Origin of the sequence: Streptomyces sp. enrichment culture, assembly GCF_964272895.1 — a bacterium.
Taxonomy (GTDB): Bacteria; Actinomycetota; Actinomycetes; order Streptomycetales; family Streptomycetaceae; genus Streptomyces.
In genome coordinates this window covers 3,734,278-3,756,784 of sequence record NZ_OZ186832.1, presented here as the reverse complement: position 1 = coordinate 3,756,784, position 22,507 = coordinate 3,734,278, and the positions used below count along the sequence as shown (strand labels likewise).

At 69.6% G+C, this 22,507-nt stretch carries 21 protein-coding genes; 10 read left to right on the top strand and 11 right to left on the bottom strand.

Annotated elements, in window-relative coordinates; genetic code table 11:
* Positions 1–45 precede the first annotated feature (45 nt).
* Positions 46–729, bottom strand: coding sequence for a helix-turn-helix transcriptional regulator (locus ACSU6M_RS17005; RefSeq protein WP_437070561.1), 684 nt, complete (start codon positions 727–729; stop codon positions 46–48).
* Positions 730–1,114: 385 nt separating this feature from the next.
* Here ACSU6M_RS17005 and ACSU6M_RS17000 point away from each other — a divergent pair, with 385 nt between their 5' ends.
* Together ACSU6M_RS17000 and ACSU6M_RS16995 are read left to right on the top strand one after the other, a co-directional pair.
* Complete coding sequence (locus ACSU6M_RS17000; protein ID WP_437070560.1) at positions 1,115–3,832, top strand: transglycosylase domain-containing protein; 2,718 nt, start codon at positions 1,115–1,117, stop codon at positions 3,830–3,832.
* Positions 3,833–3,930: 98 nt separating this feature from the next.
* Complete coding sequence (locus tag ACSU6M_RS16995; RefSeq protein WP_437070559.1) at positions 3,931–5,451, top strand: glycosyltransferase family 87 protein; 1,521 nt, start codon at positions 3,931–3,933, stop codon at positions 5,449–5,451.
* 99 nt (positions 5,452–5,550) lie between these two features.
* On the opposite strand, the gene ACSU6M_RS16990 is transcribed toward ACSU6M_RS16995, so the two are convergent.
* The 3 genes from ACSU6M_RS16990 to ACSU6M_RS16980 form a co-directional block, all read right to left on the bottom strand.
* Positions 5,551–6,582 (bottom strand): alanine racemase, encoded by a 1,032-nt coding sequence (locus tag ACSU6M_RS16990; protein ID WP_437070558.1) that lies wholly within the window; start codon positions 6,580–6,582, stop codon positions 5,551–5,553.
* A gap of 110 nt (positions 6,583–6,692) precedes the next feature.
* Positions 6,693–7,814 carry a peptidoglycan bridge formation glycyltransferase FemX gene (gene femX / locus ACSU6M_RS16985; RefSeq protein WP_437070557.1) on the bottom strand — a complete coding sequence of 374 codons (1,122 nt, stop codon included), beginning with the start codon at positions 7,812–7,814 and terminating at the stop codon, positions 6,693–6,695.
* A 178-nt stretch (positions 7,815–7,992) separates the two neighbouring features.
* Entirely contained in the window at positions 7,993–8,304 is a 312-nt protein-coding gene (locus tag ACSU6M_RS16980; RefSeq protein ID WP_437070556.1) for a hypothetical protein, read from the bottom strand.
* A gap of 265 nt (positions 8,305–8,569) precedes the next feature.
* Between ACSU6M_RS16980 and rpsF the strand changes: the two genes are divergently transcribed.
* The 4 genes from rpsF to rplI all read left to right on the top strand — a co-directional run bounded on the left by rpsF (position 8,570) and on the right by rplI (position 10,276).
* A complete protein-coding gene (gene rpsF / locus ACSU6M_RS16975; RefSeq protein WP_009189556.1) occupies positions 8,570–8,860 on the top strand; it encodes a 30S ribosomal protein S6 in 291 nt (96 codons plus the stop codon).
* 77 nt (positions 8,861–8,937) lie between these two features.
* Positions 8,938–9,516, top strand: a complete 579-nt coding sequence (locus ACSU6M_RS16970; protein ID WP_437070555.1) for a single-stranded DNA-binding protein — start codon at positions 8,938–8,940, stop codon at positions 9,514–9,516.
* Between the two features lie 58 nt (positions 9,517–9,574).
* Positions 9,575–9,811, top strand: coding sequence for a 30S ribosomal protein S18 (rpsR, locus tag ACSU6M_RS16965; RefSeq protein ID WP_003949403.1), 237 nt, complete (start codon positions 9,575–9,577; stop codon positions 9,809–9,811).
* Positions 9,812–9,829: 18 nt separating this feature from the next.
* A complete protein-coding gene (rplI, locus tag ACSU6M_RS16960; RefSeq protein WP_073944741.1) occupies positions 9,830–10,276 on the top strand; it encodes a 50S ribosomal protein L9 in 447 nt (148 codons plus the stop codon).
* Between the two features lie 221 nt (positions 10,277–10,497).
* On the opposite strand, the gene ACSU6M_RS16955 is transcribed toward rplI, so the two are convergent.
* Positions 10,498–11,835 (bottom strand): MATE family efflux transporter, encoded by a 1,338-nt coding sequence (locus ACSU6M_RS16955; protein ID WP_437070554.1) that lies wholly within the window; start codon positions 11,833–11,835, stop codon positions 10,498–10,500.
* A 459-nt stretch (positions 11,836–12,294) separates the two neighbouring features.
* Between ACSU6M_RS16955 and dnaB the strand changes: the two genes are divergently transcribed.
* Positions 12,295–13,761, top strand: coding sequence for a replicative DNA helicase (dnaB, locus tag ACSU6M_RS16950; protein WP_437070553.1), 1,467 nt, complete (start codon positions 12,295–12,297; stop codon positions 13,759–13,761).
* Between the two features lie 70 nt (positions 13,762–13,831).
* On the top strand, positions 13,832–15,217 hold the full coding sequence (locus ACSU6M_RS16945) for a serine hydrolase domain-containing protein (RefSeq protein ID WP_437070552.1): 1,386 nt from the start codon (positions 13,832–13,834) through the stop codon (positions 15,215–15,217).
* Positions 15,218–15,283: 66 nt separating this feature from the next.
* Here the strand turns inward: ACSU6M_RS16945 and ACSU6M_RS16940 are convergent, their stop codons facing one another.
* A complete protein-coding gene (locus ACSU6M_RS16940) occupies positions 15,284–15,736 on the bottom strand; it encodes an N-acetyltransferase family protein (RefSeq protein ID WP_437070551.1) in 453 nt (150 codons plus the stop codon).
* Positions 15,737–15,745: 9 nt separating this feature from the next.
* Complete coding sequence (locus ACSU6M_RS16935) at positions 15,746–16,204, bottom strand: MarR family winged helix-turn-helix transcriptional regulator (protein ID WP_437070550.1); 459 nt, start codon at positions 16,202–16,204, stop codon at positions 15,746–15,748.
* Between the two features lie 138 nt (positions 16,205–16,342).
* Between ACSU6M_RS16935 and ACSU6M_RS16930 the strand changes: the two genes are divergently transcribed.
* Positions 16,343–17,551, top strand: coding sequence for an MFS transporter (locus ACSU6M_RS16930; protein WP_437070549.1), 1,209 nt, complete (start codon positions 16,343–16,345; stop codon positions 17,549–17,551).
* A 156-nt stretch (positions 17,552–17,707) separates the two neighbouring features.
* On the opposite strand, the gene ACSU6M_RS16925 is transcribed toward ACSU6M_RS16930, so the two are convergent.
* Positions 17,708–18,574, bottom strand: coding sequence for a GNAT family N-acetyltransferase (locus ACSU6M_RS16925; RefSeq protein ID WP_437070548.1), 867 nt, complete (start codon positions 18,572–18,574; stop codon positions 17,708–17,710).
* A gap of 229 nt (positions 18,575–18,803) precedes the next feature.
* Here ACSU6M_RS16925 and ACSU6M_RS16920 point away from each other — a divergent pair, with 229 nt between their 5' ends.
* Entirely contained in the window at positions 18,804–19,436 is a 633-nt protein-coding gene (locus ACSU6M_RS16920; RefSeq protein WP_437070547.1) for an HAD family hydrolase, read from the top strand.
* A 3-nt stretch (positions 19,437–19,439) separates the two neighbouring features.
* On the opposite strand, the gene ACSU6M_RS16915 is transcribed toward ACSU6M_RS16920, so the two are convergent.
* The 3 genes from ACSU6M_RS16915 to ACSU6M_RS16905 form a co-directional block, all read right to left on the bottom strand.
* A complete protein-coding gene (locus ACSU6M_RS16915) occupies positions 19,440–19,922 on the bottom strand; it encodes an NUDIX domain-containing protein (protein WP_437070546.1) in 483 nt (160 codons plus the stop codon).
* A gap of 158 nt (positions 19,923–20,080) precedes the next feature.
* Positions 20,081–20,986 carry a LysR family transcriptional regulator gene (locus tag ACSU6M_RS16910; RefSeq protein WP_437070545.1) on the bottom strand — a complete coding sequence of 302 codons (906 nt, stop codon included), beginning with the start codon at positions 20,984–20,986 and terminating at the stop codon, positions 20,081–20,083.
* A 290-nt stretch (positions 20,987–21,276) separates the two neighbouring features.
* Positions 21,277–22,416, bottom strand: a complete 1,140-nt coding sequence (locus ACSU6M_RS16905; protein ID WP_437075188.1) for a cystathionine gamma-lyase — start codon at positions 22,414–22,416, stop codon at positions 21,277–21,279.
* Positions 22,417–22,507: the final 91 nt, after the last annotated feature.

Sequence of the window (22,507 nt, the reverse complement as noted above, 5' to 3'; positions counted from 1 at the left end):
CGGTTGCTCCCTGTGTGTGTACTCGGTGAAGCCCTTTTGGGACCTTCACGTGGCGGTGTCGTCGGGCGTATCCGGTCGGGGCGTGTCCCCTGACCGGGGCAGGCCGCCCGTCGCTCCAGATGTGGTGTCCTGCTGAGCGGACTCCCCGGTGCCGGAACCACGAAGGTCCCGTCCGGCCCGCTCGCTCTCGATGAGCTCGTTCAGCCAGCGCACTTCGCGCTCCACGGACTCCATTCCGTGGCGCTGGAGCTCAAGGGTGTAGTCGTCGAGGCGCTCCCGGGTGCGCGCGAGCGAGGCGCGCATCTTCTCCAGGCGTTCCTCAAGGCGGCTGCGGCGGCCTTCGAGCACGCGCATGCGTACGTCGCGGGAGGTCTGCCCGAAGAAGGCGAAGCGGGCGGCGAAGTGCTCGTCCTCGTACGCGTCGGGCCCCGTCTGCGACAGCAGCTGCTCGAAGTGCTCCTTGCCTTCCGCCGTCAACCGGTAGACGATCTTGGCGCGCCGGCCCGCGAGGGACGCGGCCAGGGCGTCCTCGGGGGCGCTCCCCGGCTCCTCGATCAACCAGCCGTTGGCGACCAGCGTCTTGAGGCAGGGGTAGAGCGTCCCGTAGCTGAACGCACGGAACACTCCCAGCGACGTATTGAGCCGCTTGCGCAGCTCATAGCCGTGCATGGGCGATTCGCGGAGCAGGCCGAGTACGGCGAACTCGAGGATCCCGGAACGCCGGCTCATCGTCGCCTCCTCTCTGCCGCGACCCGGTGGACGGGTGCCGTGACGGTCTTTATGTCGCTCTGATGTATCGACTCGATACATCACGACGATAGAACGACGTTGCTGGTGCGACAAGAGGGGGAATGGTGAGCGGCGTCACATCACTGATTCGTCGGCGGAAAGTTGCCTGATTTGGGGTGAACTTCAGGGCTAGGCGGGTTTTGGCGGTGCGTAGTCTGTGCGGCATGCATACCGCCGGGAACCGCGTGACGCCTGGGGACGTCCTGGTCCCCGGTGCAGTACGGGTGAATGCGGCATCGACCGCGTCCGTACTTCGGGGGGACCGGAAACCAGCCGCCGTTTCCAGGCGCGCGAAAGGTGCGCCTGCCCGAGGAGTAGTCGTTCGATGAGCGAGCACCGCCGCAAACCGCCGCAGCCGCAGGAAGGCGGACGCGCCGCGGCCCGACGCGGGCAGTCCGGCTCGTCCTCCGGCCGCCGTGCGGCACCGCGAGGCGCCACCGGATCTCCCTCCGACGCGTACGGGACGGGAGGCGAGGAGCGTACGTACGGTGGCCGGGCCGAAGCCCGGCGCGCGGCGCAGCGCAGCGGAGGCGGGCGGCGCCGTGCGGCCGACCCCGGTCGCGGCGGGCGGCGCGCCGCTCCCGGCCCGGGCGGCCCCGGCCGCGGCCGAGCGCGCGGTGCGGCCCCCGGTCGCAAGCGGTTCATCGACTACCCGCGCGCGGGCAAGTACGGCTGGCGGCGCTGGGTGCCGTCCTGGAAGCTCGTCTCCGGTCTGTGCCTGGCCTTCTTCGGCAGCCTGGTCGCGATCGCGGGCATCGGCTACGCCATGGTGAGCGTCCCCAACGTGCAGTTGGCGGCGACGGCGCAGAACAACGTCTACTACTGGTCCGACGGCACCGAGATGGTGGCCACCGGCGGCGAGACGAACCGGCAGATCATCAATCTGTCGCAGATCCCCAAGGAGATGCAGAACGCCGTCATCTCCCAGGAGAACAAGACGTTCTGGACGGACAAGGGCATCGACCCCAAGGGCATCGCCCGCGCCATGTTCAACATGGCACGTGGAGGTGAGACCCAGGGCGGCTCGACGATCACTCAGCAGTACGTGAAGAACGCGATGCTGAACGACCAGTCGCAGACGGTCTCCCGCAAGTTCAAGGAGCTGTTCGTCTCCATCAAGGTGGGCACGTCGGTCACCAAGGACAAGATCCTGGAGGGCTACCTCAACTCCGCCTACTACGGCCGTAACGCGTACGGCATCCAGGCGGCGGCCCGCGCCTACTTCAACAAGAACGCCTCCGAGCTCAACCCCGGCGAGTGCGCCTTCCTCGCCGCCACCCTGAAGGGCGCCACCTACTACGACCCGGCGGGCGCCGTGAACATCGACAAGGCGGCCACGCCCGACGCCAACAAGCGCCGCGCCCTGCGGCAGATGCAGGACACGCTGGAGAAGATGGTCGAGTACGGCCACCTCGACCCGGCCACGCGCGCCAAGTACACCGAGCTCCCCAAGACCCAGAACCCGCGCTTCAACACCGCCCTGAGCGGCCAGATCGGTTACCTCGTCGACCTCGCCAACGGTTACATCGTCAACCACAGCGAAGAGACCGGCATCACCCAGGACAAGCTCCAGCAGGGCGGTTACTCGATCTACACGACCTTCGACAAGAAGAAGGTCAAGGCCCTGGAAGACGCGGTCAAGAAGGTCCGCAAGGAGAACATCGACCCCAAGAAGCGCCCGGACAAGGACACCCACGTCCAGTTCGGCGGCGCCTCCGTGGACCCGGAGACCGGTGCCATCAGGGCCATCTACGGCGGTGAGGACGCCACCAAGCACTTCACCAACAACGCCGACGAGACCGGTGCCCAGGTCGGTTCGACGTTCAAGCCCTTCGTGCTCGCGGCGGCCATGACCTGGGGCGTGCGCGACCCCGAGCTCGGCCCGGTCCAGGCGCAGGACGAGCGCACCCTGGTCTCTCCGAAGAGCCTGTACAGCGGCAAGAACAACCTCAAGATCAAGAACTACGACGGCACCGTCTGGCACAACGAAGAGGGCAAGGAGTGGCTCCAGGAGAACGACGGCAAGGAGTCCGTGGGTGAGGCGCCCGACTACAAGATCGACCTGCGCTGGGCGATGAAGAAGTCGGTGAACTCCGCCTTCGTGCAGCTCGGCATGGACGTCGGCCTGGACAAGGTCAAGGAGGCCGCGGTCGCCGCGGGCCTCCACGAGGACAGTCTGGCCGGTACCTCGGTCCCGTCGTTCTCCCTCGGTATCTCCGACCCCAGCGCGATCCGCATGGCGGGCTCGTACGCCACCTTCGCGGCCAGCGGCAAGCAGCGCGACCCGTTCTCGGTCACCAAGGTCACCAGCAAGGACGGCACGGTCTTCGAGCACGAGGTCCAGACGGAGCAGGCGTTCACCTCGAAGGTCGCCGACAACGTCACGGACGTCCTGAAGACCGTGGTCGAGGACGGTACGGGTAAGAACGCGCGGCTGGACGACCGGGAGGCGGCCGGTAAGACCGGTACCACCGACGACAACAAGTCGGCCTGGTTCGTCGGCTACACCCCGCAGCTGTCCACCGCGATCACCATGTTCCGGTACCCGGACGACGAGAAGATCAAGAACCGTACGTTCCTGCCCATGTACGGAACCGGTGACCAGGAGTCGATCCACGGTTCGTCGTTCCCGTCGGAGATCTGGCACGACTACATGACCGAGGCGATGAAGGGCGAACCGGCGAAGAAGTTCCCCAAGCCCGAGCCCATCGGTGAGGTCGTCAACGCCGAGCCGACGCCGACGCCGACTCCCTCGCCGACCGAGACGGAGAAGGAGAGCCCGTCCCCGACTCCGACGCCCAGCCCGAGCCAGTCGACCTCCCCGAGCCCGACGCCCACCGAGACGTGCAACAACTGGTGGAAGTGCGATGAGGAGCCGCCCACCGGTGGCACCGACACCGGCGGGACCGACATCGGAGGCGCGGACGGCGGAATCACCTCGTCCCCGTCCCCCTCGCCGAGTGACGGCGGTGAGGGCAATGGCAACGGGAACGGCAACGGAGGCGGCCTCTTCGAAGGCACGACCGGCGACGAGACGCAGTAGCCGATTCGCCCGGCAAAGGTGTTTCACGTGAAACACCGGGCCGCCGCACCCACTCGGGGGCGGCGGCCCTCGCCGTTTTCTCAGACATCTACGGCAGGATGTGCCCCATGCCCAGTGCAGAAGGAACGCAAGCTCGCCGGCCGGACCCGGTGTCGCCGACCCATGCCGACGCGGTCGCCGCGAGCGGCAGCGAGCTGATCGGCGGTCCGCTCGGGCGGCATGCCCAGACGGGGACGTCCTGGTGGACGCCCGTGCGGATCATCGCCCTCGTGGCCATCGGCATGTTCGCCCTCGGCCTGGTCCAGAAGGCGCCCTGCTACAACGGCGGCTGGTTCTTCGGCGCCAGCACGCAGTACACCCACGCCTGCTACTCCGACATCCCGCACCTGTACAACGGGCGCGGATTCGCCGACGGCCTGGTGCCGTACTTCGACCGGCTGCCCGGCGACATGGAGTACCTCGAATACCCGGTGCTGACCGGCGTGTTCATGGAGGTCGCCGCCTGGCTGACGCCCGGCAGCGGCAGCATCCAGGACCAGGAGCAGTGGTACTGGATGGTCAACGCCGGAATGCTGATGGCGTGCGCGGCGGTCATCGCCGTCTGCGTCACCCGCACCCACGCCCGACGGCCCTGGGACGGTCTGCTGGTCGCCCTGGCGCCCGCCTTCGCGCTGACCGCCACCATCAACTGGGACCTGCTGGCGGTCGCTCTGACGGCCTCCGCGATGCTGATGTGGTCGCGGGGCCGCTCCCTCGCCTTCGGCATCCTCCTGGGGCTCGCCACGGCCGCCAAGCTGTATCCCGTGTTCCTGCTGGGCCCGCTGCTCGTGCTGTGCTGGCGGGCCGGCAAATGGCGGGACTTCGGCACGGCCCTGGGAGGCGCCGTTCTGGCCTGGGTGGTGGTGAACCTGCCGGTGATGGTCTTCGCCTTCGAGGGGTGGTCGAAGTTCTACCGCTTCAGCCAGGAGCGGGGCGTCGACTTCGGCTCCTTCTGGCTGATCATGGCGCAGAACTCCAAGGACCCGCTGGAGACCGAGACCGTCAACACCCTCGCCACTCTGCTGGTGCTGCTGTGCTGCGTCGGTGTCGCCGCCCTCGCACTGGCCGCCCCGCGCCGGCCCCGCTTCGCCCAGCTGGCCTTTCTGATCGTCGCGGCGTTCATCCTCACCAACAAGGTCTACTCGCCCCAGTACGTGCTCTGGCTGGTGCCGCTCGCCGTACTCGCCCGGCCCAAGTGGCGGGACTTCCTGATCTGGCAGGCATGCGAGGTCGCCTACTTCCTCGGTATCTGGCTGTACCTCGCGTACACGACCAGCGGCGACGCCCACAAGGGCCTGCCGACCGACGGCTACCACTGGGCCATCGGGGTGCACCTGGCCGGCACGGTCTATCTGTGCGCCGTCGTGGTGCGGGACATCCTCATGCCGGAGCGGGACATCGTACGCCGTGACGGCGCCGACGACCCCTCGGGCGGGGTGCTCGACGGAGCGCCCGACGTCTTCGTCCTCGGCCCCGCGGCCCGTCCCCCGCGGCACGCGGCGCACGCCGAGGGCCCGCAGGTGGAGTGGGGCACCGGGAAGGCCGTCGGCAACGGCCTCACCAAGGACGCCTCGCCCTGACAGATCGGCATCGGCAACGCGAAGGCCGTACACGGATCGTCCGTGTACGGCCTTCTGCGTACAGCTATAGGGCGGCGGAGCGGGCGCTGCGCGCGGGGCTCAGCGGTCCACGAGGCGGTCGAACTGCGTGGTGGTGTGCCGCAGATGCGCCACCAACTCGTCGCCGACCTGCGGCTCCGGGGCGTCCGCCGGCACGAACAGGATCGACACCTGCATGTGCGGCGGCTCGGCGAACCAGCGCTGCTTGCCGCCCCAGACGAACGGAGAAAGGTTCCGGTTCACCGTGGCCAGACCGGCCCGGGCGACACCCTTGGCGCGCGGCATGACACCGTGCATCGCCTTCGGCGCCTCCAGGCCCACGCCGTGGGACGTACCGCCCGCCACGACCACCAGGAAGCCGTCGGAGGCGGCCTTCTGCTGGCGGTAGCCGAAGCGGTCGCCCTTGGCCACGCGGGTGACGTCCAGGACCGCGCCGCGGTACTCGGTCGCCTCGTGGTCGCCCAGCCACAGTCGCGTGCCGATGCGCGCGCGGAACCGGGTCTGCGGGAACTGCTGCTGCAGCCGGGCCAGTTCCTCGGCCTTGAGGTGGCTGACGAACATGGTGTGCAGCGGCAGCCGGGCCGCGCGCAGCCGGTCCATCCAGCCGATGACCTCCTCGACGGCGTCCGTGCCGTCGGTGCGGTCCAGCGGCAGATGGATCGCGAAGCCTTCGAGGCGGACGTTCTCTATGGCGGCGTGCAGCTGCGGCAGATCCTGCTCGTTGATGCCGTGCCGCTTCATCGAGGACATCACCTCGATGACCACCCGAGCACCCACCAGGCCGTACACGCCGTCGACCGACGACACCGAGCGGATGACCCGGTCCGGCAGCGGCACCGGCTCCTCGCCGCGCCGGTAGGGCGTCAGCACCAGCAGGTCACCGCCGAACCAGTCCTTGATGCGCGCGGCCTCGTACGTCGTGCCGACGGCGAGGACATCGGCACCCAGCCGCGTGGCCTCCTCCGCCAGCCGCTCGTGCCCGAACCCGTAGCCGTTGCCCTTGCAGACCGGGACGAGCCCTGGGAACTGCTCCTGCACGTGCTTGTGGTGCGCCCGCCAGCGCGCGGTGTCGACGTAGAGCGTGAGCGCCATGGCCGGACCTGGAACCTTTCTCGTGGCTGCGGTGTATCAGAGGTATGGGAGCTATCGGAGCTATCGACCGTACCGAAGCGCGTGACGCCCGGTCAGCGGCGCGAGCCGGATCAGCGGCGGGACATGTAGATGTCGAGCGCCTTGTGCAGCAGCTTGTTGAGCGGGAAGTCCCACTCGCCCAGGTACTCGGCGGCCTGGCCGCCCGTGCCCACCTTGAACTGGATCAGGCCGAAGAGGTGGTCGGACTCGTCCAGCGAGTCGGAGATGCCGCGCAGGTCGTAGACGCTCGCGCCGAGCGCGTAGGCGTCGCGCAGCATCCGCCACTGCATCGCGTTCGAGGGCCGGACCTCACGGCCGATGTTGTCGGAGGCACCGTAGGAGTACCAGACGTGCCCGCCGACGATCAGCATCGTCGCCGCGGACAGGTTCACACCGTTGTGGCGGGCGAAGTACAGCCGCATCCGGTTGGGGTCCTCGGTGTTGAGGGCCGACCACATGCGCTGGAAGTACGACAGCGGGCGGGGCCGGAAGTGGTCGCGCACCGCCGTGATCTCGTACAGCCGCTGCCATTCCTCAAGGTCGTGGTAGCCGCCCTGGACGACCTCGACACCGGCCTTCTCGGCCTTCTTGATGTTGCGGCGCCACAGCTGGTTGAAGTTCTTGTGGACCTCTTCCAGGGAGCGGTTGGCCAGCGGCACCTGGAAGACATAACGGGGCTGGACATCGCCGAAGCCGGCGCCGCCGTCCTCGCCCTGCTGCCAGCCCATGCGGCGCAGCTTGTCGGCCACCTCGAAGGCGCGCGGCTCGATGAAGTCGGCCTCGATGTCCCGCAGGCGCTTCACGTCCGGGTTCTGGATGCCCTGCTTGATGGAGGAGGCATCCCAGCGCCGGATGATCACCGGCGGGCCCATCTTCACCGAGAAGGCGCCCTGCTGCTTGAGGTGCGCCAGCATCGGCTGGATCCAGTCGTCGAGATTCGGCGCGAACCAGTTGATGACCGGGCCCTCGGGCAGATAGGCCAGATAGCGCTTGATCTTGGGCAGCTGCCGGTAGAGCACCAGACCCACACCGACCAGCTCGCCCGTGCGCTCGTCGAACCAGCCCAGGTTCTCCGAACGCCATTCCGCCTTGACATCGGCCCAGGCCGGGACCTGCATGTGACTCGCCGCCGGCAGGCTCTGGATGTATGCCAGATGCTGCTCGCGGCTGATGGTCCTCAGGGTCAGGCTCATTCGGGGCGCTCCTCGGGCTGGTGTGTCCCCATGGGTACAGGGGCTCCGGCTCTCGCGCGAAGCCTACTGCGCCCGACGAGCGCCCCGACTGGGGCATACGGCAGCCGCGCCCCGGTCCTGGCGGGCTGCCGGGGTGTTCAGCGGTGGTCCGGGTTGGGCCGGGAGAGTGTCCCCGGCATCACCACAGGCCGCCGAAGAGGCCGCCGTGCGCCATGCCGAGGAAGAAGCCGATGGCGCACGCGCCGAGGCCCAGGATCAGTCCGAAGCGCTCACGGGTGGTCTCGGAGATCCACTGCCCGTAGGCGCCGGTGAAGATCCCCACCAGACCCGTCCAGGAGCTGAGCAGATGGAGGTTGTGGAACATCGCCGTGATGAACGAGATCGCCCCGAGCACCAGGGTCACGGCGAGCAGCGTGTCCTGGAGGGGGTGGGACTTGCCGTCCGTGGCGAAGAGGGATCCGGCGGTGTTGGGTCGCAATGCTTGTGCCATGAGGGCACCTCCTGCGGAAGGCGGCGCATCGTAGCGCCATACACACCCGATGTGTACAGATTGACGGTCCTGGCGGCCTGATTTCAACCGGAAGCCGGTGTGCGGGTACTCTGTACCGTCTGCACCGGTGTCTGCCCAGGCCGCGGCCGGGGATCTCTGTTCGAGCCCCCGATTGTCAGTGGCGGCCGATACCGTTGTTCACGCATCACAACCCTCCTGCCACGGAACGACCGTGGCCGCTGAGTCCAAAGGAGGTGGGTTCCACATGCGTCACTACGAGGTGATGGTCATCCTCGACCCCGATCTCGAGGAGCGCTCTGTCTCCCCGCTGATCGAGAACTTCCTTTCTGTCGTCCGTGACGGTGGCGGAAAGGTCGAGAAGGTCGACACCTGGGGCCGTCGTCGTCTCGCGTACGAGATCAAGAAGAAGCCCGAGGGCATCTACTCGGTCATCGACCTGCAGGCCGAGCCTGCGGTCGTCAAGGAGCTCGACCGCCAGATGAACCTGAACGAGTCGGTCCTCCGGACCAAGGTCCTCCGTCCCGAGACCCACTGAGCTTCTTCGCTCAACGGATCTCGGGTTTCGAGTAGTACCGCAAGCAGCCAGCAGCAAACCCGCCGAGAGGTTCCCCCATGGCAGGCGAGACCGTCATCACGGTCGTCGGCAACCTTGTCGATGACCCCGAGCTGCGCTTCACCCCCTCCGGTGCGGCGGTCGCGAAGTTCCGTGTCGCGTCCACTCCCCGCACCTTCGACCGCCAGACGAACGAGTGGAAGGACGGCGAGAGCCTGTTCCTGACCTGCTCGGTCTGGCGTCAGGCGGCGGAGCACGTCGCCGAATCGCTCCAGCGAGGCATGCGCGTGATCGTGCAGGGCCGGCTGAAGCAGCGGTCCTATGAGGACCGCGAGGGTGTCAAGCGCACGGTCTTCGAGCTGGACGTCGAGGAAGTCGGGCCCAGCCTGCGCAACGCCACGGCCAAGGTCACCAAGACCGCCGGTCGCGGTGCGCAGGGCGGTGGCGGCGGCTTCGGCGGCGGTGGCGGCCAGCAGGGCGGCGGCTGGGGCGGCGGCTCCGGCGGCGGCCAGCAGGGCGGCGCTCCCGCCGACGACCCGTGGGCCACCGGCGCTCCTGCCGGCGGCCAGCAGGGTGGCGGCGGCTGGGGCGGTGGCTCCGGCAACGGCGGCGGCTACTCGGACGAGCCCCCCTTCTAGACCCTCGGGTCAGGGGTGGGTCCGTACCCAAACTTCTTGATCACACAGGAGAAACACCATGGCGAAGCCGCCTGTGCGCAAGCCTAAGAAGAAGGTCTGCGCGTTCTGCAAGGACAAGGTCACGTACGTGGACTACAAGGACACGAACATGCTGCGGAAGTTCATTTCCGACCGCGGCAAGATCCGTGCCCGCCGCGTGACCGGCAACTGCACGCAGCACCAGCGTGACGTCGCCACGGCCGTCAAGAACAGCCGTGAGATGGCGCTGCTGCCCTACACCTCCACCGCGCGATAAGGGAAGGGTGACCGACACATGAAGATCATCCTGACCCACGAGGTCTCCGGCCTCGGTGCCGCGGGCGACGTCGTCGACGTCAAGGACGGTTACGCTCGCAACTACCTGATCCCGCGGAAGTTCGCGATCCGCTGGACCAAGGGTGGCGAGAAGGACGTCGAGCAGATCCGTCGTGCTCGCAAGATCCACGAGATCCAGACCATCGAGCAGGCCAACGCTGTCAAGGCCCAGCTCGAGGGTGTGAAGGTCCGTCTGGCCGTCCGCTCCGGCGACGCCGGTCGTCTCTTCGGTTCCGTCACCCCGGCCGACGTCGCCTCGGCGATCAAGGCTGCCGGTGGCCCCGAGGTCGACAAGCGCCGCATCGAGCTCGGCGCGCCGATCAAGACCCTGGGCGCCCACGAGACGTCCGTGCGTCTGCACCCCGAGGTTGCCGCCAAGGTCAACATCGAGGTTGTCGCGGCCTGAGTGCCGTGATCGGCTGAACAGCTGACAGGGAGGGGCCGCACCCGCTGGGTGCGGCCCCTCTCGCATGCGTGGACCGGTGGGCGGGCCGGATGTTTCACGTGAAACGTGCGGCTCGAGGCGGCCGCGTGGGGCGTCTGAGCGGGCTGTCAGAGGGGCGTCCGGAGTCGGCGGTGGATGAGGGCCCCGACCGGGGGGTTCTCATCGGCGCCGGGGCCAAGCCCTCAGCGTGTCGCGCCCGTGACCAGCCAGCGGCCCGAGCGGGTGCGCACCCACAGGGTCGCCATCCGGACGGCCATCATCAGGGTCATCGCGACCCAGAGGGCGGTGAGGCCGCCGCCCAGCGTGGGCACGAGCAGTGCGACCGGGGTGAAGACCGCCAGGGTCAGCAGCATCGCCCAGGCGAGATAGGGGCCGTCTCCGGCGCCCATCAGTACGCCGTCGAGGGTGAAGACCACACCGCAGATCGGCTGGGACAGGGCCACGACGATCAGGGCGGGCAGTGCGGCGTCCGTCACGGTGGAATCACTGGTGAACAGGGGCAGGAAGACGGGCCGAGCGGCCACGACCAGGACGCCCAGCACGATGCCGACTCCAATGCCCCACTCGACCATGCGACGGCACGCCTCGCGGGCGCCCTGAGTGTCGCCGGCGCCGAGATAGCGGCCGATGATGGCCTGCCCGGCGATGGCGATGGCATCGAGGGCGAAGGCGAGCAGGCTCCACAGCGACAGGATGATCTGGTGGGCGGCGACATCTGCGTCGCCGAGGCGGGCCGCGACGGCCGTGGCGATCATCAGGATGGCCCGCAGGGAGAGCGTGCGTACCAGCAGGGGCACACCGGCGTGGGCGGAGGCTTTGATCCCGGCGGCGTCGGGGCGCAGGGAGGCTCCGTGCCGGCGCGCCCCGCGGACGACCACGACGAGATAGACGGCGGCCATGCCCCACTGGGCGATGACGGTGCCCCAGGCGGAACCGGCGATGCCGAGGTCGGCGCCGTAGACGAGGCCGGCGTTGAGGGCGGCGTTGGCGACGAAGCCCGCGACGGCGACGTAGAGAGGTGTCTTGGTGTCCTGCAGTCCGCGGAGGACCCCGGTGGCGGCGAGGACCACGAGCATGGCCGGGATGCCCAGCGCCGAGATCCGCAGGTAGGTGGTCGCGTACGGGGCGGCTGTCTCGGAGGCGCCGAAGAGATCGACGAGGGGGGCCGCGGTGGGCAGGACGGCGGCGATGACCCCCGCTCCGAGCAGCAGGGCCAGCCAGATGCCGTCCATGCCCTGGCGGATGGCGGCCGGAAGGTCGCCCGCGCCGACCCGGCGGGCGACGGCGGCGGTGGTGGCGTAGGCGAGGAAGACGAAGACGCTGACGGCTGTCGCGAGCAGTGCGGAGGCGACTCCGAGACCGGCGAGGTGGGCGGTGCCGAGATGGCCCACGATCGCGCTGTCGGCCATGAGGAAGAGAGGCTCGGCGACGAGCGCGCCGAAGGCCGGGACGGCCAGCGCGAGAATCTCTCGGTCGTGCCGGCGCCGGGTGGCCCGGGGTATCTCGGGAGCCTGGGTCATGCGTGCCAATGTAATCGTCCACAGGTAAGAGATGCAATGGGAGTGTGACCCTTACTCGCCGTCACTGTGGGTGTGCTTGCCCACAGAGTTAGCCCTGATCTTGGGCCGAGTGGGGAAGTTTTTCTTCTGCACAGCCGGTGGATGGCAAAACAGCAGGTCAGAAGCCTGATCGCGGAAGGGGTGGGGGCTTGTTCACAGGGCTGTCCACCGGGTCGTGCACAGGTTTCGCGGAGTTGTCCACAGCATCTGGGCCGTCGTCCACATGGCCTGTGGATAACCAGATTGGCTGACGCTGCCCGGGGGCCTACCGTGGTCCGGCGCCCGCTCCGTCCGCCGGCCGTGAAACCGTCACAAAAACGACGCGCAGAAACGGAGTTGGGCTTCTCGTTTTGTCAGTGCCGTGCCGTAGAAAAGAGGGGCATGGCGAGGTCCGCTCGGCGGACGGGAGGAGGTGGCTCGGTGAGCATTTCCGAGCCCTTGGACGACCCGTGGGCCGACAGCGGGCCGGGTGATCGTCTCCCGGCCTCCCGCAGGCGGGGCGACGTGGCGCGCGGCCGCGACGAGCAGCACGACCGCGGTGAGTGGGACGGCTCGGGCCAGGCATTCGAGCGGGTGCCGCCGCAGGACCTCAACGCCGAGCAGTCCGTCCTCGGTGGCATGCTCCTGTCCAAGGACGCCATCGCGGACGTCGTGGAGATCCTCAAGGGCCACGACTTCTACAAGCCCGCCCACGAGACGATCTTCCAGGCCATCCTCGACGTCTACGCCAAGGGCGAGCCGGCCGACCCCATCACCATCGCCGCCGAGCTGACCAAGCGCGGCGAGATCAACAAGGTCGGCGGCGCCTCGTATCTGCACACGCTCGTGCAGACCGTCCCGACGGCCGCGAACGCCGAGTACTACGCCGAGATCGTCCATGAGCGCGCGGTGCTGCGCCGACTGGTCGAGGCGGGCACCCGCATCACCCAGATGGGATACGCGGCCGACGACGACGTCGACGAGATCGTCAACCGCGCCCAGGCGGAGATCTACGCCGTCACCGAGCAGCGCACCAGCGAGGACTACCTGCCGCTCGGCGACATCATGGAAGGCGCCCTCGACGAGATCGAGGCGATCGGCTCGCGCAGCGGCGAGATGACCGGCGTGCCCACGGGCTTCACCGACCTCGACTCGCTCACCAACGGGCTGCATCCGGGCCAGATGATCGTCATCGCGGCCCGTCCCGCGATGGGTAAGTCCACGCTCGCGCTGGACTTCGCCCGCGCCGCCTCCATCAAGCACAACCTGCCGAGCGTCATCTTCTCCCTCGAAATGGGCCGCAACGAGATCGCGATGCGTCTGCTGTCCGCCGAGGCCCGGGTCGCCCTGCACCACATGCGCTCGGGCACGATGACGGACGAGGACTGGACCCGGCTGGCGCGCCGGATGCCCGAGGTGTCCTCGGCGCCGCTCTACATCGACGACTCCCCGAACCTGTCGATGATGGAGATCCGCGCGAAGTGCCGCCGGCTGAAGCAGCGCAACGACATCAAGCTCGTGATCATCGACTACCTCCAGCTGATGCAGTCCGGCGGCTCCAAGCGCGCCGAGAGCCGCCAGCAGGAGGTCTCGGACATGTCCCGTAACCTCAAGCTCCTCGCCAAGGAGCTGGAAGTCCCGGTGATCGCGCTCTCGCAGCTCAACCGTGGCCCCGAGCAGCGCACCGACAAGAAGCCGATGGTGTCCGACCTGCGTGAGTCCGGCTCCATCGAGCAGGACGCCGACATGGTCATCCTGCTGCACCGCGAGGACGCCTACGAGAAGGAGTCGCCGCGCGCCGGCGAGGCCGACATCATCGTGGGCAAGCACCGTAACGGTCCCACCGCGACCATCACGGTGGCCTTCCAGGGCCACTACTCACGCTTCGTGGACATGGCCCAGACCTGACCCGCCGCCGCTGCGCGCTCACGGCGAAACCGGCTGGACGGCGCTGGTCCGGGCAGGTGGACTGGGCGTCATGACACCACCTCAGGAAGAGCTGCTCCCCGCCACCCGCCGTGCCTTGCTGCACCGTGTGGCCGTCGCCCAGGCCGAGGGACGTGCCCCGTCCCTCGTGGCGGCCGTCGTACGCGACGGGCGTGCCGTGTGGCACGGTGCGCGGACCTGCGTCGACGGCCATGGCCCGGACGAGAACGTGCAGTACCGGATCGGGTCGATCACCAAGACGTTCACCGCGGTGCTCGTGCTCCGGCTGCGGGACGAGGGTGCGCTCGACCTCGGTGATCCGCTGGAGAAGCACCTGCCGGGCACCGGCGCCGGAGAGGCGACGATCCGCGAACTGCTCGCGCACACGGGCGGCTTGGCCGCGGAGACACCGGGACCGTGGTGGGAGCGCACTCCGGGAACACTGCGCCCCGAGCTCGCGGATGTGCTGGGCGAGCGGCCGTTCCTGCACGCACCGGGCCGGCGGTTCCACTACTCCAACCCCGGTTACACGATGCTCGGCGCGCTCGTCGAGAAGCTGCGCGGCGCTCCCTGGGAGGATGTGCTGCGGCGCGAGGTGCTGGAACCTCTCGGCCTGACCCGGACCGGTGGACGGCAGCAGGCACCCCACGCGGGCGGCTGGGCGGTGCACCCCTGGGCCGATGCGATGCTGCCCGAACCACTGGAGGACCTGGGCCTGATGGCGCCCGCCGGCCAGCTCTGGTCCACCAGCGGTGACCTCGCCCGGTTCGCGGCCTTCCTGATGCGGGGCGACGACCGTGTGCTGAGCGCCGAGAGCCTTGCAGAGATGCGTGCGCCCGCGGCGCCCGCCGAGGCCGCGGATCTCGCCGACGGGGCCACCTACGGTCTGGGACTGCAGGTTCAGCATCGGGACGGCCGGCTGCTCGTCGGCCACTCGGGTTCGCTGCCCGGCTTTCTGGCGAACCTCACGATCAGCGTGGCGGACGACGTGGCGGCGGTGGTGCTCACCAACTGCACCTCGGCACCCCTGATCTCCGCGGTGGGCGCCGATCTCGTCCGGATCGTCGCCGAGGCCGAACCCCGGATCCCCGAGCCCTGGAAGCCGCTGCGGGAGGTCGCGCCGGAGCTGCTGGAGCTGGCCGGGCCGTGGTACTGGGGGACCAGCGCCTTCGCCCTGCGCCTGACGTCCGACGGTCTGCTCTCGCTGGCTCCGCTGGCCAACGCGGGCCGGCGCTCCCGCTTCCGGGCCGACGGCGACGGGACCTGGACGGGGCTGGAGGGCTACTTCGCCGGAGAGACGCTGCGGGCCGTGCGGCGGCCCGACGGCTCCGTGAGCCATCTGGACCTGGGCTCGTTCGTGTTCACCCGCACCCCGTACGACGAGAGTGCCGATGTCCCCGGCGGGGTGGACCCGGACGGCTGGCGGGGGATCGGCTGAGGCCGGAGCGGACGGTATGGGGGCCGTGTTTCACGTGAAACACCGTGCGGCACGGCCCCTCACCCCTCAGAGCTGGAGCTTGAAGCCCACGTGCGAGGCGGTGAATCCCAGCCGCTCGTAGAAGCGGTGGGCGTCCGTGCGGGTCGCGTCCGACGTCAGCTGGACCAGCCGGCAGTCCTGGCGCCGTGATTCCTCGACCGCCCACTCGATGAACCGGGTGCCGAGCCCACTGCCTCGCTCGTCGGCGTGGACCCGTACGCCCTCGATGATCGACCTGGTGGCGCCGCGCCGGGACAGCCCCGGAACGATCGTGAGCTGGAGCGTCCCGACGACGCGGCCCTCGCGCACGGCCACGACCAGGTGCTGGTTCGGATCCGCGGCGAGCCGCTCGTACGCCGTCAGATACGGGGTCAGGTCGTCCGGTGACTCCCGCTGCGCCCCGAGCGGGTCGTCCGCGAGCATGGCGACGATCGCGGGGATGTCCTCGGCGACCGCGCGCCGTATTTCAAGATCTCCCATGACCGCACCCTATGCGGGCACCTTCAGTGTCTCCACCACGCGGACCAGCGGGGCCAGTTCGGGGTTCTTGGCAGCCTCGTCGAGCGCCTCACGCAGAGCCGTGTCGTTGGTCGGACGGGCCTCCTCCAGGAGCTTCAGGCCCGCCTCCGTGACGTTCGTGTAGATGCCGCGCCGGTCGGTGGGGCACAGATAGCGCTCCAGCAGTCCGCGGTCCTCTAGCCGGGTCACCAGGCGCGTGGTGGCGCTCTGGCTGAGCACGACCGCGTCGGCGACCTGCTTCATCTGCAGATGGCCGCCCTCGCCGTCGTGCTGTCGGCTGAGCACATCGAGCAGGGAGTACTCCCGCACGCTCAGATCGTGCCCGGCCTGCAGGGCGCGCTCGATGTGCGCCTCGATCCTCCCGTGCAGCAGGGACAGGGCGCACCAGCCCTGGGACAGGGCGGTGAGTGCGGGGTCCGTCGCTGTCATTGGCGTTTCCTCCTCCAGGAGCGGCTGCATCCAGGGTAGAGCACGGCCGCAATATCCGGCTCTTGCAATTAACGAGCGTCTGCAATTATTGTGGGAACACGTAAGGCGCACCTGCAAACGTCTGGGAAGGTTCTCCCCATGCCTCTCGCGCTGCTGGCCCTGGCGATCGGGGCCTTCGGAATCGGCACGACGGAGTTCGTGATCATGGGCTTGCTGCCCGAGGTCGCGGACGACTTCGGCGTCTCCATCCCCACCGCCGGATTCCTCGTGACCGGTTACGCGCTGGGCGTGATGTTCGGCGCCCCGCTGATGACGGTCCTGGGCACCAAGGTCTCCCGCAAGCGGATGCTGATGGTGCTGATGGGCCTGTTCATCGTCGGCAACCTGCTCTCCGCCCTCGCCCCGGCCTTCTCCGTGATGCTGGCGGGCCGCGTCGTCGCCTCGCTGGCGCACGGTGCCTTCTTCGGCATCGGCGCGGTCGTGGCCGCCGAACTGGTCGCGCCGGACAAGAAGGCCGGCGCCATCGCGATGATGTTCACCGGCCTGACCGTCGCCAATGTCGTCGGTGTCCCCCTCGGCACCCTTGTCGGGCAGTCCGTCGGCTGGCGCGTCACCTTCGCCGTCGTCGCGGCGCTCGGGGTGCTCGGCCTCGCCGGTATCGCCCGGCTGGTCCCCGACATGCCCAAGCCGGAGGGCGTGCGGCTGCGTCATGAGCTGGCCGCCTTCAAGAACGTGCAGGTGCTGCTCGCCATGGCGATGACCGTCCTCGGTTTCGGCGGGGTCTTCGCGGCCATCACCTACATCGCGCCGATGATGACCCATGTCGCCGGCTTCGCCGAGGGATCGGTGACCTGGCTGCTGGTCCTCTTCGGACTCGGCATGGTCGGCGGCAACCTGGTGGGCGGCAAGTTCGCCGACCGCGCCCTGATGCCCATGCTGTACGTCTCGCTGGGCGCCCTCGCCGTGGTGCTCGCCCTGTTCACGCTCACCGCGCACGACAAGATCCTTTCGGCCGTCTCCATCGCCCTGATCGGTGCCCTGGGCTTCGCCACGGTGCCGCCGCTGCAGAAGCGCGTGCTGGACCAGGCACACGGGGCGCCCACGCTGGCCTCGGCCGTGAACATCGGTGCCTTCAACCTGGGCAATGCCCTGGCCGCCTGGCTCGGCGGCCTGGTGATCGGCGCCGGTCTCGGGTACACCGCCCCGAACTGGGTGGGCGCCGCCCTCGCCGCGGGGGCGCTGGTCCTCGCCGTGCTCTCCGCCGCGCTGGAGCGCCGGAGCAGCACCCCGAGCACCGTCGTCGCCGGGTCCCTGCCCGAGAAGCAGCGGGTCGCCGCGGGCAGCTGAACCGGTCCCAGGGCTCTGACCCACCCCCGGAGCGCTGAACCAACCCAGTGCCCTGACCCACCTCAGGGAGCGCTGCCCCCTGGAGCACTGAACCGCCCCGACAACATCTGAGCGCCGGTCCCGGCAAGGGGACCGGCGCTCAGCGCGTGTGGGGGATCAGCCGGCGGCCACCGTCAGCGGGGCGAACCTACGGCTCCAGTCGCCGGGCAGGTCCCCGATCCCGTACGTCATGACCGCGTTGAAGGCCACGGACGCCAGACCGCGCTCCTTGGCCCAGCGGATCAGCTCGGTGTGCCGTACGTCGATGTCCGTACGCAGCGGCCGGTCGGTGCGGGCGGCGAGGGAGGTGATGAGGGCCTTGGCGGTGTCCGTGTCACGGGCGATCAGCGGCCCCACGACATGGGTCTCCATGTTGGGCCACGCGGCGGCGTAGCCGATGATCCGGCCGTCCTCCTCGGCGACATGCAGCAGGTCGGCGAAGGCGGGCAGCCGGGTGATCATATGGGTGCGGTCGGCGCCGAACACCGGCTCGTCCAGCCGGAGCAGCGAGGTGACGTCCTCGGCGGTGGCCGCACGCGTCGAGATTCCGGGAGCGGCGGGCTCGGGGCTGAAGCGGCCGCGCAGCATCTCCGCCTGCCCGGTGACCTTGAAGCCCAGCTCCTCGTACAGCGGACGTCCGTTGGGCGTCGCGTGCAGGGTCAGGGGCGTGGTGCCCATGGCTGCGATGACGTGCCGCATCAGACGGCGTCCGACGCCCTGACGGGCGTACCGCTCCGACACCAGGACCATGCCGATCGCCGCGAGGTCGGGGCGGTCCTGCGGCCCGTACTCGGTGACGACACAGGCGGTCAGCAGCCCTCCGTCGGGGGCGTCGATGCCGTACCCCCTTCCGGCCGTCAGGAGCAGGCCCCACTTGTGCTCCTCGCGCGGCCACCCCCTGTTCTCGGACAAGTCGGCGCAGGCATGGAGATCGCGAAGCGTCAGACGGCGGATGGGCAGAGCGGAGAGGGAAGGTGTCGGCACGCAGGTCAGGCTGTCCGAAGGGGACCCTCGCCGTCCACCCGTTTCGCCTCAGACGTAGGCGCTTTTGGCCACGTTGTGGCGGACGGCACGGCCGGGCGGCGGATATGCGGTGTTTCACGTGAAACAGCGGCGAACACCGGGCGACGGGAACGCACCGCCGACGGGGAGCGCATCGCCAATAGCCGGACGGCCGGACCGGCCGAGCGGGGGCCCGTTAGCCTCGGGGCTCATGGCACGCCTTCATCTCTTCGATCTCGACGGCACTCTGCTGCACGGCACGAGTGCGCCGCGGGAGATCTCTCGTCAGCTCGGCCTGGAGGCCGAGACGGTGGCCCTGGACCGGGCGATCTCCGCGGGGCTCATAGAACCCCCCGAGTTCGCGGTACGGGTCCATGAGCTCTGGGCGAATCTGACCGAAGATCATGTGACCGCGGCCTTCGAGGGGGCGCCGTGGCTCGCCCGGATCCGTGAGGTGTGGGCCGAGATCAGTGCGAGGGGCGAGTACTGCGCGGTCATATCGCTGTCGCCGTCGTTCTTCGTGGAACGGCTCACGGGGTGGGGCGCGCACGCCGCCTACGGTTCTCGGTTCCCCGCTGTGCCCTTCACCGAGCCCGTGGACCCGAGCGGAGTGCTCAGCGCGGCGGCCAAGGTGGTGATCGCCGACCGGCTGTGCGCGGAGTTCGGGGTGAGCCGGTCGGCGTGCGTGGCGTACGGGGACTCGCTGTCGGACAAGGACCTGTTCGCGGTCGTGCCGACGTCCGTCGCGGTCAACGCGGACGATCACCTGGCAGGACTCGCGACGCACGCGTACACGGGCAGAGACCTCTGGGACGCCTATGACCTGGTCCGGGACCCACGCTAGGGGTCATCCCAGATCGGGTGCGTGCATCGCGCGCACCCCCTCGATGTTGCCGTCCAGATAGTGGCGCAGCGACAGCGGTACGAGGTGGACGGAGGCGATGCCGACGCGGGTGAAGGGCACCCGGACGATCTCGTACTCGCCGGAGGGTTCGTCGACCTCGGGTCCGTGGCGCAGGGTGGGGTCCATGGACTCCAGGCGGCAGACGAAGAAGTGCTGCACCTTCACGCCGGTCGCGCCCCCGTCCTCTCCGATGTGCTCGACGGTGTCGACGAAGCAGGGCACCACGTCGGTGATCTTGGCGCCGAGTTCCTCGTGCACTTCGCGGTGCAGGGCGTCGACGACGGTCGGATCCTCCGGCTCGACACCCCCGCCGGGGGTGAGCCAGTAGGGATCCATGCCGGGCTTGGTGCGCTTGATCAGGATCAGGTCGTCGCCGTCCAGCAGAACGGCACGTGCGGTGCGCTTGACCACAGGTCGGACGGTCATGGGAGAAATGTGGCCCCGCTTGTTCCACGTGAAACATCGCGAAACGTCATCAACCGAGCTCGTGCGGTGACGGGCGCGAACGCCGGGCCGTGAAGGTACTGCCGGACGGCACTCGGCGCCGGACCGCCGGGGTCCGTCCCGGAGGGCTCCTGCCCTGATCAGGACCATTCGGCGGCCGCGAGGAGCAGCCCTTCGTACGCGCGGACGATATGCGGCATGGCCAGCGTGCCGGTGCGCACGACCAGGAAGTATGTGCGGATCGGTGGGACAGCCGGTTCGTGCAGTGCGACGACGTCCCCCTGATCCAGGGCGGACGCGCACAGATAGCGCGGCAGCACCGCGAGCCCGGCGCCCGCGGTGGCACAGGCGAGCACCGCGCGCAGGTCGGGGACGACGACCGTGCCCGAGGCGGCCGGACGGCGGTCGAAGACCGCGGCCCAGTAGCGCGAGACGAAGGGCAGCGACTCATGGACCTCGACGACGGGGAGGTGCTCCAGAGCGGACGCGTCCTTGCCGTGCAGTGCCTCGGAGCCGATCCACTCCGCCCAGCGCGGGGCGGCTACCAGGACATGTTCCTCGTCGCACAGGGGAGTCGCGGTGAGCAGCGCCCCGCGCGGCCGGGCCGTGCTGATGGCGAGGTCGTGATGCCCGGCGGCCAGGCCGTCCAGGATGTCGTCGGCGTTCCCGAAGGAGACGCGCAGGGCGAATCCCTGACCGTCCTCCCCCGCCGGCTCCACCAGGGCGGGCAGCGCCCGTTCCGCGGTGAACTCGGGCGGCCCGGCCAGATGCAGCGTCCTCTCGGCCGACTCGTCGTCGAGCCCGCTCTCGGCGATCTCGACCAGGGCGTCCAGATGCGGCGCGGCCTTGTGGGCGAGTTCGTCGCCGATGGTCGTCGGTGTCACCCCACGGGCCCGGCGCAGGAACAGCGGGCGGCCCAGCTGACGCTCCAGCGTACGTATCTGGGAGGTGACGGCGGGCTGGGACAGGCCCAGCAGGGCGGCGGCGCGGGTGAAGGAGCCGGCCCGGTGCACGGTCACGAACGTGCGCAGCAAGGCCAGATCCATGGCGCGCGCCCTCCCTTCTCCGCCCTCCTGCGGCCTCGGGCAGGGCCCAACTATAAATATGTCGATAGGTCTCTGTCGCTACGGTGATTGGACACTGACAGAGAGTCAACTAGCCTTGTCCGCACGGTTCTTCGCGCGCGGAACCGAGGGCGGTCCGAGCCACGAGGGGGGAGGCTCGGACCGCCCCTTCGAGCCGGCGGCCCCACGGACGGTCGTGGTCGGGCCGCCGTGGCCCGGCATGGCCGGCCCGCTACGGCTCGGCGCGGTCGGACGCGCCGCGTACCGGCCCGTCACCTCGCCGACTCCTCCAACGCCCGCACCACGTCCGCCACCAGGTCCTCGGGATCCTCGGCGCCCACCGACAGCCGGACGAAGCCCTCCGGCACCGCGTCCCCGCCCCAGCGCCCGCGCCGCTCCGCCGTGGACCGCACGCCGCCGAAGCTCGTCGCGTCGTCCACCAGCCGCAGCGCCTCCAGGAAACGCTCCGCACGCGCGCGCGTGGGCAGCGCGAACGACACCACGCACCCAAAGCGGCGCATCTGCCGCGCGGCCGTCTCGTGCGAGGCGTCGCCCGGCAGCCCCGGATAGCGCACCCCCAGCTCCTCGGGCCAGTCACGCAGCGCCTCGGCCACCGCGAGGGCGGTGGCGTTCTGCCGGTCGACCCGCAGCTGGAGCGTGGCGAGCGAGCGATGCGCCAGCCATGCCTCCATCGGCCCCGGGATCGCCCCGACGATCTTCCGCCAGCGTCGTACGGCGGCCATCGTCTCGTCCGCGCGGCCGGCCACATATCCCAGCAGGATGTCTCCGTGCCCGGTCAGCTGCTTGGTGCCGCTGGCCACGGCGAAGTCGGCGCCCAGCTCCAGCGGGCGCTGCCCGAGCGGCGTGGCGAGGGTGTTGTCGACGGCCACCAGGGCGCCACGCGCGTGTGCCGCCTCGACGAGCCGACGGATGTCGCACACATCGAGCCCCGGGTTGGACGGCGTCTCCAGCCACAGCAGCCGGGCCCCGTCCAGCACGTCGAGCTGGGCGTCCCCGCCGGTCGGCGCGGTGCGCACCTCGACGCCGTACGCCTCCAACTGCGCCCGCACCAGCGGCAGCGCCTGGTAGCCGTCGCTGGGCAGCACGACCGCGTCCCCGGCGCGCAGCTGGGAGAAGAGCACCGCAGAGACGGCGGCCATCCCGGAGGCGAACACCAGCGTCTCGACGCCGTCCTGGCCGGGCGCCTCCAGTTCGCCGACGGCTCGCTCCAGATGCGTCCAGGTCGGGTTCTCGTCCCGGCCGTAGGTGTACGGGCCCGTCGGCTCGCCCGGCAGATGGAAGTGCGCGGCGAACACCGGCCCCGGCAGGGTGGGCTCGTACTTCACCGGCTCGGGCAGACCGGCCCGCACGGCCCGCGTGCCCTCGCCTCTGCGTGGCCGCTCCGCCCGCATGTCCTCGCCCCCGCGTGACCGCTCCGCCCGCGTGTCCTCGCCCCCGCGTGACCGCTCCGCCCGCGTGAGCCCACCCGCCTGACCGGCGTCC